The sequence below is a fragment of the Selenomonas bovis DSM 23594 genome, assembly GCF_000381005.1.
Taxonomy (GTDB): Bacteria; Bacillota; Negativicutes; order Selenomonadales; family Selenomonadaceae; genus Selenomonas_C; species Selenomonas_C bovis.
Genome location: NZ_KB908393.1, coordinates 26,330 through 37,870 on the forward strand (window position 1 = coordinate 26,330; position 11,541 = coordinate 37,870).

General features: G+C 58.4%; 10 protein-coding genes. 1 reads left to right on the forward strand and 9 read right to left on the reverse strand.

Annotation, left to right across the window (positions count from 1 at the left end; genetic code table 11):
- Positions 1-37: 37 nt before the first annotated feature.
- The 7 genes from glpK (F599_RS0108055) to glpA all read right to left on the reverse strand — a co-directional run bounded on the left by glpK (F599_RS0108055) (position 38) and on the right by glpA (position 8,724).
- A complete protein-coding gene (gene glpK, locus F599_RS0108055) occupies positions 38-1,525 on the reverse strand; it encodes a glycerol kinase GlpK (protein WP_019543019.1) in 1,488 nt (495 codons plus the stop codon).
- Between the two features lie 211 nt (positions 1,526-1,736).
- Positions 1,737-2,474: an MIP/aquaporin family protein gene (locus F599_RS0108060; protein WP_019543020.1), complete on the reverse strand. Its 738-nt coding sequence runs from the start codon at positions 2,472-2,474 to the stop codon at positions 1,737-1,739.
- A gap of 119 nt (positions 2,475-2,593) precedes the next feature.
- On the reverse strand, positions 2,594-4,102 hold the full coding sequence (gene glpK, locus F599_RS0108065; RefSeq protein ID WP_019543021.1) for a glycerol kinase GlpK: 1,509 nt from the start codon (positions 4,100-4,102) through the stop codon (positions 2,594-2,596).
- A gap of 138 nt (positions 4,103-4,240) precedes the next feature.
- Entirely contained in the window at positions 4,241-4,561 is a 321-nt protein-coding gene (locus tag F599_RS0108070; RefSeq protein ID WP_033369277.1) for a PTS sugar transporter subunit IIB, read from the reverse strand.
- 45 nt (positions 4,562-4,606) lie between these two features.
- Complete coding sequence (locus F599_RS0108075; RefSeq protein WP_156021976.1) at positions 4,607-5,833, reverse strand: anaerobic glycerol-3-phosphate dehydrogenase subunit C; 1,227 nt, start codon at positions 5,831-5,833, stop codon at positions 4,607-4,609.
- Between the two features lie 18 nt (positions 5,834-5,851).
- Entirely contained in the window at positions 5,852-7,114 is a 1,263-nt protein-coding gene (gene glpB / locus F599_RS0108080; protein WP_019543024.1) for an anaerobic glycerol-3-phosphate dehydrogenase subunit GlpB, read from the reverse strand.
- The gene (gene glpA / locus F599_RS0108085; RefSeq protein ID WP_019543025.1) at positions 7,111-8,724 is read right to left on the reverse strand and encodes an anaerobic glycerol-3-phosphate dehydrogenase subunit GlpA; all 1,614 of its coding nucleotides are present in this window, start codon (positions 8,722-8,724) and stop codon (positions 7,111-7,113) included. The genes glpB and glpA overlap by 4 nt, the downstream gene beginning before the upstream one ends.
- Positions 8,725-9,237: 513 nt before the next feature.
- Here glpA and F599_RS0108090 point away from each other — a divergent pair.
- Entirely contained in the window at positions 9,238-9,567 is a 330-nt protein-coding gene (locus F599_RS0108090) for a helix-turn-helix domain-containing protein (RefSeq protein ID WP_019543026.1), read from the forward strand.
- Positions 9,568-9,863: 296 nt separating this feature from the next.
- Here F599_RS0108090 and F599_RS0108095 read toward each other — a convergent pair whose 3' ends face one another.
- Both F599_RS0108095 and F599_RS0108100 read right to left on the reverse strand, forming a co-directional pair.
- Positions 9,864-10,721: a carbon-nitrogen hydrolase family protein gene (locus F599_RS0108095; RefSeq protein ID WP_019543027.1), complete on the reverse strand. Its 858-nt coding sequence runs from the start codon at positions 10,719-10,721 to the stop codon at positions 9,864-9,866.
- Between the two features lie 152 nt (positions 10,722-10,873).
- Complete coding sequence (locus F599_RS0108100) at positions 10,874-11,416, reverse strand: GNAT family N-acetyltransferase (RefSeq protein WP_019543028.1); 543 nt, start codon at positions 11,414-11,416, stop codon at positions 10,874-10,876.
- Positions 11,417-11,541: the final 125 nt, after the last annotated feature.

Genomic DNA, 11,541 nt, shown 5'->3' on the forward strand with positions numbered 1-11,541 from the left:
AGCCGCAGATGCCTGCGTTCCTCCCATAGTGAGCACCTCACCAGCCCATGACCTTCGAGACGGCATTCTGCCAGCCGTCATAGAGCGCGCTGCGCTGCGCCTCATCCATCTGCGGCTCGTAGCGCACGCCCTCATGCCAGAGGGACTTGAGCTCGTCGATGTCCTTCCAGATGCCCATGGCGAGTCCCGCGAGGTAGGCGGCGCCAAGCCCCGTCGTCTCCGTCGTATAGGCGCGGATGACCGGCATGTTGAGGATGTCCGCCTGGAACTGCATGAGCAGGTTGTTCTGCGCCGCACCGCCGTCCACCTTGAGCTGGGCAATCGGCGTCTTGACATCTGAGGTCAGCGCCTCATAGACATCGCGCACCTGATAGGCGAGCGCCGCGAGCGCCGCGCGGATGATATGCGCGCGCTGCGTATCCTCCTTGAGCCCGATGATCATGCCTGAGGTCTTCGTGTCCCAGTACGGCGCGGAAAGCCCGCGGAACGACGGCACGAAATAAACGCCGCCCGTATCGGGCACGAGCTTCGCCACCCACTCAGAGTCCGGCATGGACTTCAGGATGCCGAGCCCGTGCTTGAGCCACTCGAGACTCGAGCCGGAGACGAGCATGCTGCCCTCGAGCGCATACGTCACATCGTCGCCGATGCCCCAGGCAATCGTCGTGATGAGACCGTTCTGCGAATGGACGATCTCCTTCCCCGTGTTCATGAGCAGGAACGAGCCCTCGCCGTAGGAGTTCTTCGCCTCGCCCTGGGTAAAACACGCCTGGCCGAAGAGATCCGCCTGCTGGTTGCCGATGCAGGCCGCGATCGGGATGGCGGCGCCGAAGCACGTCGCGTCCGTATAGCCGTAGAGATGACTCGACGGATGCACCTCGGGCAGCATCGAGCGCGGGATGCGGAGATGGCGCAGAATCTCGGCATCCCAGCAGAGATGCTTGAGGTGAAAGAGCATCGTACGGGAGGCATTCGAGTAATCCGTCGCAAAAATCTCACCGCCCGAGAGCTTCCACATGAGCCAGGTATCGATCGTGCCGAAGCAGAGCTCTCCCTTCTCCGCCATCTCCCGCGCGCCGAGCACGTTGTCGAGCAGCCAGCAGATCTTCGTGCCGGAAAAGTACGGGTTCAGCACGAGCGAGGTCTTCTGCCGGATCTCCTCCTGGTAGCCCTGCTCGCGCAGCTGCTCGCAGATCTGCTCCGTCTGCCGCGACTGCCAGCTGATGGCGGGATAGAGCGGCCGCCCTGTCTGCCGGTTCCAGATGACAGTCGTCTCACGCTGGTTCGTCACCGCAACGGCTGCGATCTCACGGCTGTCGATGGCCGCGAGCCGCATCGCCTCCCGCGCCGTCCAGAGCTGCGTGCTCCAGATCTCCTCCGCATCCTGTTCGATCCATTCCGCATGCGGAGTGAAGGTGCTGATCTTCTTCTCCGCGTAGGAAATCATCTCTCCCCGGCGGTTGAAAATCACTGAGCGGTTCTTGACGGTACCGGAATCCAGTGCCAGAATGTATTGTTTTTGCATAAGATCCCTCTCCTGCCATTTGTTTGGAATATTCTATATAGATATCTCTCATTATACCATAACACGCCGAAGTATGACATAAAAAAAGGAAGTTTTCCGAACGAATCGGGAAACTTCCAAACAACAAGGGATAAAAGAGGGGTAATCAAGCCTTAAAATTGGGAGATGTAAAATGATTTATAGCTACCTGCCGAAGCAGGATGCTACCAGATTAGAATGCACCGAGTGCCGTTGCCACAACATAAGCAAGGCCAGCGCCGCAGAGCGGAGCGACGATCGGCACGAGAGCATAGCCCCAGTCGGAGCCGCCTTTGCCAGCAATCGGGAGGATTGCATGCGCGATGCGAGGACCGAGGTCACGGGCGGGGTTCATTGCGTAACCCGTCGGACCACCGAGGGAGAGGCCGAGCGCCCAGATGAGGACACCGACAATGTACGGGCCATAGCCCGGAACCATGTTGCCGACCGGTTTGGAGAAGATCATCCAGATGACGAACATCAGGAAGAACGTCGCGATGAGCTCGCAGAGGAACGCGCAGGGAATGTTGCGGATGGCAGGAGCCGTGCAGAAGACGCCGAGCTTTGCAGCCGGATCTTTCGTCTCAGCCCAATGCGGCAGATAAGCGAGCCAGACAATCGTGGCACCGAGGATACCGCCGAGGATCTGCACGAGCGACGTCATGAGGAACTGCGGGAACGTGTAGATGCCGACGAGCATCTTACCGAACGTGACGGCCGGATTGAGGTCGCCCTGCGGTGCGCCGAGCGTCGTTGCAGTGAAGACGCCGAGCGTGACCGCGAAACCCCATCCGATGGCAATGTTGACCCAGCCAGATGCCTGGCCTTTCGATTTCTCCAGCGTGAGGTTCGCGCAGACGCCGCAACCAAAGACGAGGAGTACGGTGGTTCCGATGAACTCACCAAGCAGGTTTTCTGTTCCTGTGACCATGATAATTCCTCCTTAAAAAACTCTTCTGAAACGCTTCTGAAAGATAACCCGTAGATAATATCGGAAACGGTCTGCCGGCTGCCCCTTGCGATGCCGGCAGCACCATTTCTTCCCAAGTATTACTCTTCTTCGCCGTCCTCGAGCCAGTTCATCGAGTGCTTAACGGCTTTCTGCCAGCCCTTGTAGAGCTTCTTCGACTGCTCCTCGGACATCGTCGGCTCGAAGCGCGTATCGAGCTTCCAAGCCGTCTTGACCTCTTCCTTGCTGCTCCAGACACCGACCGCGAGGCCTGCGAGATACGCAGCGCCGAGCGCCGTCGTCTCGATGATCTGCGGACGATCGACCGGGCACTCGAGGATATCAGCCTGGAACTGCATGAGCAAATTGTTCGCGCAGGCACCGCCGTCCACCTTGAGGGATTTCAGCTTCACGCCGGAGTCAGCCTCCATCGCGTTGAGGACATCCTTCGTCTGATAAGCGAGCGATTCGAGCGTGGCGCGGACGATATGAGCCTTCGTCGTGCCGCGCGTGATGCCGATGATCGTGCCGCGTGCGTTCATATCCCAGTACGGAGCGCCGAGGCCGACGAATGCCGGAACGACATAGACACCAGCCGTATCCTTGACCTTCTTCGCAACCCACTCGGAATCCGGAGCGGAGTCAACGAGGCGGACGCCGTCACGCAGCCACTGGATCGCGGAACCAGCGACGAAGATGGAACCCTCGAGTGCGTACTCGACCTTGCCGTCGAGGCCCCAGGCGATCGTCGTCACGAGGCCGTTCTTGGAGTGCTTGCGCTCCGTGCCCGTATTCATGAGCATGAAGCAGCCCGTGCCGTACGTGTTCTTCGCCGTGCCCGGCTCGAAGCAGTTCTGACCGAAGAGTGCGCACTGCTGGTCGCCTGCTGCACCGGAGACAGGAATCGGCGCACCGAGGACGCTCGGCAGGCTCTCGCCGTAGACGCAGGAGGACGGTTTGACTTCCGGCAACATGGCCTTCGGCACATTGAGATAGCCGAGGAGGTCGTCATCCCACTGCAGCGTGTTGATGTTGAAGAGCATCGTGCGCGACGCGTTGGAATAATCCGTGACATGCGCCTTGCCGCCCGTGAGTTTCCAAATCAGCCAAGTGTCAATCGTACCGAAGATGAGCTCGCCTTTCTCAGCTCGCTCCTGTGCTCCCTCGACGTGATCGAGAATCCAGCGAATCTTCGTGCCGGAGAAATATGCATCAATCGTCAGGCCCGTCTTGTCGCGAACCTCATCCACGAGTCCCTTGGCCTTGAGTGCCTCAGCGATTGGTGCAGTCTGGCGGGACTGCCAAACGATGGCGTTGTAAATCGGACGGCCCGTCTTCTTATCCCAAACCACAGCCGTCTCGCGCTGGTTCGTGATGCCGATGCCGGCGATGTCGCTCGCGACGAGGCCAGACTGCTCGAGAGCTTCCTTCATGACAGTGACCATCGTGCTCCAGATTTCCTCGGCGTCATGCTCGACCCAGCCCGGTTTCGGGAAGTACTGCGTGAACTCCTTCTGGGAGACACCGACAATCTTGGAGTTACGGTCGAAGATGATGGCACGGTTGGACGTCGTGCCTGCATCAAGAGCCATTACATACTGCTTTGCCATGTTAAAAACCTCTTTCTATTGTGTATTTTTAAACAATTATTTCTAGAGGCAGGAGAGCCCCCGCTCTCCTTCTCCTGAAACCCCTAAAGAACCAACGGCAACGGCTGTTGCCGCTACGCCGGATGCAACCGAGGCTGCTCAATAATCACCGGCGATTTTCTGCGCGAGATCGAGGATCTTATCCGCGTCGATTGTCGCATAGAGATCCTTCGGTATCACGGCCGACTTGACATTGGGATACTTCACCTGGAACTCCGGCAGGTTGGACGCCGCCTGTGGCGCGAGGAGCATGACATCGGCAAACGATGCCGCCTCCTGCACCTCATTGACCGGGTAGAAGCTCACTGAGCACGGATACCCGAGCCTCGCAGCTTCTGCCTCCATCCGCCTCACAAGCAGGTTCGTGGAGACGCCTGCCGAACAGAGCAAGACAATCCTTCGGACTTTTCCTTGGACCATGCAATAACCCCCTTCGTCGAACATTGTTCTTTTCGTTGATAGGTTTTATTGGTAGGCTTTCGCCAGTATCTCGATGGGATGGCAGGGCTCTGTCTGCGTCCCATGTTTGATCTGCATCCTGCAGGTCGGGCAATCGCAGATGACATCATCCGCATTGGCCGCCTTGATCCGCGAGAAGAGCTTCTCGCCGATCTTCATAGAGATCTCGTATTTATCCTTCTTGAAACCATAGTTGCCGCTCATGCCGCAGCATCCAGCGTCTGCGAGCTCTACCTTCGCCCCCGGGAGGTGGCGGAAGATGGAGACGACCGGCGTGCCGATGCCCGCCGCTTTGAGGTGGCAGGGAACGTGGTAGATGAAGCGTTCATTCACAGGGGCGAGCTTCGTATTGAACTTGCCTTCGCCATCGAGCATCTCGAGGAACTCGAACGCGTCGTAGACATTCTCGCCTGCTTCCTTCATCGTCTCCTCGCCGAAGAGTTCCTCGTACTCCTTGCGGAGCATGAGCGAGCAGCTCGTGCAGCAGGCGACGACAGGGATACCCTGGCGCTTCCAGTAGAGGATGCGCTCGACATTGTTCTCTGCGTGCTCATGCGCCTCGTCGAGATAGCCTGTGACGACGAGCGGCGAGCCACAGCAGTTGAACGCCTCATCGAGGAGCACCTCGTAGCCGTTCGCATTCATGACCTTGACGAACGCCACGCCGATGTGGGGCTCGTTGTAGTTGATGGAGCAGCCGGGATAGAAGACAACCTTCTTATCAGAGGACGGCTGCTTGATCTTGCGGAACTCCTGTGCGAACGTGCTCGACGCGTAGGCGGGCATGTCGCGCTCGCCGGCAATGCCCAAGGAGTCGAAGACACCGAGGCTCTTGCCGATCTTCATGCCGAGGTTCGCGAACGTCGTGCCGAGCGGCAGCGCGTTGACGAGCTTCGCCATTCTCTCCGCATGCGCGAGCATATCGTCGCGCTGCGGATGCGGATGTTTCCTGTAATATTCTCCCCGCTGCAGCATGTTGAGCGTGGAGACCGCAACACCTGACGGGCAGGCGCGATCGCAGCTCTTGCAGTTCGAGCAGAAGTCGAGCGAGAGCTCTGTGTCATCCTCGGCGAAGTGCATGCGTCCATGTGCCGGTGCGACAAGCTTCGGCCCGCGGTAGTCCTTGGCTGCCGCCATGACAGGGCAATTCGCCATGCACGAGGTACAGGAAAGGCAGTGGTCGCCGGTGTAGATGGCTCTCTCTTCTTCATCAATCATTCTCTTATCGCTCATTCTAACGGGCTCCCCTCTTTACATCATCGCGGCCTTGTATGCCGACGCCAGAGCGACACCATTGCCGGAGTGCTCGAAGCAGAAGTCATAGCCGCCGAGATTGCGTCCCACGACATACACATTATCGAAGACGCGCTTTCCGTTTCCGTCCACCGGGCGAAGCGACTCGTCCGTGAGGATGCCGGTCTTGGCAAAGCCCTGGGGCCGATCGGAGAAAAGTTCCTTGTTCGACCAGTTCTCTTCGCCCTTGACGAAGTAGACCGGCAGATCGAAAATCACTTCTTTGGGCTGCTCGAAGTCGCGCATCGTGATGCCGCCGCTATAGAAGCCGCCCGTCGCAAGGATGAATTTCTTCGCATAATAGCGTTTCTCATTGGAAGCCGTCTGCGCGATGACCGCCGTTGCCACAGCACCATTCTTCTCCGCGCGCACAACCTTCGTGTTCTCGACGATATCGACGCCGAGCTCGCGCAGGCTGTCGATGAGGAGCGTCTGCAGACGCATGCCATTCACCGAGGGCGGCAGGCAGGTGGTCTCGACGACATCCGTCCCAACGCGGCTGCTGATCGTCTGGTAGCAGGCATGACCTTTGGTACCGAGTACCTGCGGTACGACGAACAGCACGTCCGTCGTGTTGCCGGACTGCAGGGACTTCGCCTTGCTGAGCTGCTTGGAGAACGAACTCGTCCCCTCGTCCGTATCCATCCAGCGTGCGACATCCTGCGTCGTAATGTCGCGGCCGCCCGTGAGCCCCGTATTGACCTCGATGAGTTCGTACGATTTATCCTCACCGAGAGACTTCTTGAGGTTTTCCATCATGATATCCCCGTAGAAATCCTTGAGGCCCTTGATGCCGACAACGACGATCTTCTTCTTGCCAGGGAATACCTCGGAGCCGGAAAGGGAATGGGGCGCGAGGCAGGTCGGCTTCAACGTACCGACAGCCGTCGGCACCATCATCTGGCGGTCCAGGGAACCATGATAAGGGATATGGTTCTTACGCGCGACACCCGTGAAGAAATCCACAGCCTCCTCGAGCGCCTTCGTACCGATTTTTTTGTAAGGATGCGATGCGGGCAGGTTCTCGATGGCCGCGAGCGGGTTCTCGACGGCCTTGTGGTGCTCATCGAAGCCGAGCACATCGATTACGCCGCTGTTGAGTGTGAGCGTACCTTCACCGTAAGTCAGGAGCGTGACGGACTTGCCGCGCTTTGCGCTCGCGAGCGCTGCGACAAGACCGGCGAAGCCGCCGCCGATAACGACTACATCTGAACGAATCATTGCGCATTTCCCCCATTCACATTGAATACCAGCTCATACAGCCCGCGCGTCATCTCGACCTCGCGAATCGTACGGCCCATGAGCACTGGACGGATACCCTTCCAGCGTCCCTGGAGGAATTCCTTCATCTGCCCGAGCGAGTCCTTGCAGATTTCATCGTGTCCGCACTTTGCGAATACGCTCGCGCTGCGGAGTGCGCAGAAGTTCGCCTGGCAAGTGCCCATGCCGAGGCGCGTCCTGCGGCGCACATCGTTGATCTTGTAGCTTGAGAGTTCCTTCGCGATCTCCTCGACCTCTGCGCGCGTAACGTTCTCGCATTCGCAGACAATCTCGCGCTTTTCCGGCTCGCGTTTGAGCGTATCGACAACGCGTGCGAAGCGCTCGGGGCCGAGACGCGTCGCCGCGAGATTCGTGCCGTAGGATGGGAAGTACTTGCGTGCTGCTTCTTTGTCCTCCTCGGAGACCTGCGGTACAAGCGGCTCCTCCGCCGTGCGGCATTTCTCGTGGTTGCCGAGTTTCGCGCAGACCTGGTCGGACATACGCTCTGCCATCAGACGGTACGTCGTGAACTTGCCGCCCACGATCGTGAACATACCCTTGAGCCCATCCTGCTTCTCGTGGTCGACAACTGCAAACCCGCGCGAAGCACCGCGGCCGGAGGCACCCCCCGGCGGCATGTAGAGCGGGCGGCTGCCGGCGAAGCAACGCAGCAGACGGTAGTCACGCAGATGCTCGAACGTCTGCTCGCCGATGGAGAGGAGCTTTTCAACCTCCTCGCGGGACGTGCTCGTATCCTCGGCATCAGGGATGCTCATCGACGTCGTGCCGAGAATCGTAATGGAGCCATGCGGTACGAAGATATCGCCGTCAGAGGACTTATGCAGACGGTTTACGACATGGTTCGCGATGCGCTGGTTGAACGCAAGGAGCGTGCCCTTATCTGGCTGAACGCCGACCTCGAGGCCCGCCATCTCAGCGATTTTACCAGCCCAACCGCCACCGGCATTCACGAGGATATCGCAGCCGATTTCATACTCCTCACCGGAGAAGAAGTCACGCACCTTGACGCCGTGAACCTCATCGCCATCACGAAGCACGCCGATGACCTCGGTGTACGTCTTGAGGCGGCCGCCGTAGCGTTTCGCACTGTCGACGTTCTGCCAGCTCATGCGGAAACCATCGATGGCGGCATCCGGTACGAGGTAAGCCGATACAACATGCTTCGAAAGGCGCGGCTCTAAACGGAAAGCTTCATCTAAAGAGATATGCTTTGCCTCGATACCGCTCGTCTTACAGCCTTCTACCCAGGCTTTCTCATAGTCAGGGTCATCGCTGTCGAGTCTCACGAACATGCCGCCTGACGCCTCAACGCAGCTCTTGCCAATCTTGCGGAGGATCGTGTTCTCCTCGATACACTCCTTGGCGGCCTCCTGATCCTTCACTGCATAGCGTCCGCCGCTGTGCAGCAGGCCATGATAACGCGAGCTGGCGCCATTGATGAGGTCGCGCTTCTCAACGAGCATGACATCCACACCGCGCATCGCGAGATCGCGCAGGATACCTACGCCCGTAGCACCGCCGCCAATCACAACGACTGTTGCTTTTTCCATCGTGAAACTCCCCTTTTCCCGTTCCGGTCTCTCCGGCACTGCCATAGCAGTGCCGCCTTGTGAATTCGCAGATAATTCACGAAAGAATTATCGAACAATGGCGATTTGCCATCGTTTCTGCTCATAAAAAACGTTCTTTCCTTGTTCCCTCGGCTTCGGAACGTTATTTCGTTTACACGTATTATAATACACGAGATGTATCTCGTAGTCAATACGAAATTGCATTTTTTAATCATAGTTTTTCGTATTCTCTTCCTTTTGTCAGAAAAATATTGTTATTCATTCTAAACGTCATATCGTATTGTGATACGAAAACAAATCATTCCAGCGTTTATTTCTGCTGTATTTTCTATATTTTCTATAGAAAATGCGAAAATTACATTTTTCAACCTTGATTTTCCATTGAATTGTACGACATTCCCATGTATAATGAGGTGTAAGAATTTCATATTGATTTCATCGACAACAAGACACGATATTTCATATCAGCGCACCAGCAAGGAGGGGGATTCGATGACGCGCGAGGATTATATCAAGTCTCTCATCAAATCCCACGGCTATACGCTCAAGGCGTTCGCCCAGCAGATCTCCATGCCGTATACGACGCTCCTCTCAATCCTCAATGGCTCGATTGGCGGCGCGGCGATGGACAACGTCCTCAAAATCTGCCACGCCCTGAACGTCCGCATCGAGGAACTCGATCAGATATCGAGCACCGGCCACCTTGACCGGCATCTCGCAGATGGCAGCGACGAGGCACAGGACGAGAGCCTCATGGAGCTCATACGCGACCTGCCGCCGGAGAAAAAAATCGCACTAAAAATCCTGCTCACGAACTTGTGAGCAGGATTTTTTCGTACTATAGGAATCACTGATTCATTCGGCACTCCGTCTTCACGCGTCTGCGTTGTCCTCCCGTCGCCCTACAATCCTCAGCACAAAACGCGATGGAGCGTTTTGCCGCTACGCCTCCGGTTTATCTCCTAGGGAGATACAGCGCATCCGCGTAAATCCGGAGCACCTCATTTAATCAGCGCTTCCTATATTTTATTTACACGCCGCTGGCACCAGCATGCCGTCACGCATGCACACATATCCGGATGATGCAGCGCATCCATATCAAGCCTGAACGCCTCACCTCAACCGCGCGGTTTCTTGAGATTCTCTCCGCGCTGCCAGCGCAGCTCATAGAGATCCGTCCGGCGCGCGCCGGCCATGACGGGGATCTGTGCACGCGTTCTCAGTGCTTCATCGAGGTCGAGCGTCACGAGGAGCGTCTCCGGCTGCGCGCCGAGCTCCGCGAGCACCGTGCCCCACGGCGAGATCGCGAGGGAATGACCATAGGCAACGTAACGGCTGCGCGCATCGCGCGCCGCGGAGCAGCCGAGGAGGAAGATCTGCGCGTCGAGCGCCCGCGCGCGGAAGAGCAGCTGCCAATGCGCGGGGCCTGTCGTCATATTGAAGGAAGCCGGCACGAAGACCGCCTCCGCACCATACAGCGCCATGAGCTGCATGAGTTCCGGGAAACGGATGTCGAAACAGATGACAACGCCGAAGCGGCCGAGCGGCGTATCGAACACCGTGAGATCAGCCCCAGGGGAGAACGTGTTGCTCTCGCGAAACCGCTGCCCGCCCGCAATGTCGATGTCGAAGAGATGCACCTTGCGATGGCGCGCGATCTGCCGCCCCGCCGCATCGAAAACGAAGCAGGTATTGTAGAGGCGTCCCTCCGCCGCCTCGGGGAATGAGCCGCCGATGAGCACGACGCGGCTCCCCGCAGCCATCTGCGCGAGCGCGGACCAGATGCGCCCGCCCCGCGCCTCACGCGCCGCAAGGAAGGCATGGCGCTCATACGGACAGACAAACATCTCCGGCAGGCAGACGACCTGCGCTCCCGCGTCAGCCGCGCGCCGCACGGCATCCGCCGCAGAGCGCAGGTTCTGCTCCTTGTCCTCCGTCACTCGCATCTGCACGAGAGCCGCCTTGACGCTACGCATCGGAACCCCTCCTCCAAGAAAGCATGCGACAACGCTCATGTACCACCAGCACCGTTCCCGTCAGGCAGGCAGGAGGTGCCGCCCCTCTCCCGGACAGATGAGCCATCCGCGCGTCCCGCCAGCAGATGCCGGAGTAACGCGCCGCCCAGCCGTCAGGCAAGCTCCAGCCCCTCCGCCTTGCGCGCCTGGTACTCGCGCGCGAGCATGCCGAGGATGACGAGATTCTCATAGCGCCCGTTCGTGACGATTGTCTCGCGGATGAGCCCCTCGCGCAGCATGCCCTCCGTCTCGTAGAGGTGCAGCGCGCGCGCGTTGTAATCCTTGCAGTCGAGCCACGCGCGATGGAGCCCGAGCACATCGAACGACCACGCCTTGAGGAGCTTCATCGCCTCATGCCCGTAGCCGCAGCCCTTTTTATCCACGACGACATGCGTCCACTCGATCTCCTTCGCCTCCGTCTTGAGGCCGTTGATGAGGAAATAGCCGACGCGCTCCCCCGTCGCGATCTCCTCGGCGAGCACGTCCATGGACTCCTCGACGTGCCCTTCGAGCACCTTCGTATGGAACAGTTTGTCAAACGGCACGATGTATTTCACATTCTCCGCGCGGTACTCCAGCTCCAGGATATAATCGAGATCCGTGAGATCCGCCCTGCGGAGGCGCAGGCGCGGGCCTTCATATAAAATATCGTTCATAGTCGCTCCTTTCTCATTGCCAAACACCTATAACTTTCGCCCCCGAACGCCCTGACTCCTTCTTCCTCGCTTGCTATTTGTCACAAGAATGACGATTCCGTCCACGCTCCCACGCGGGAAGCGAC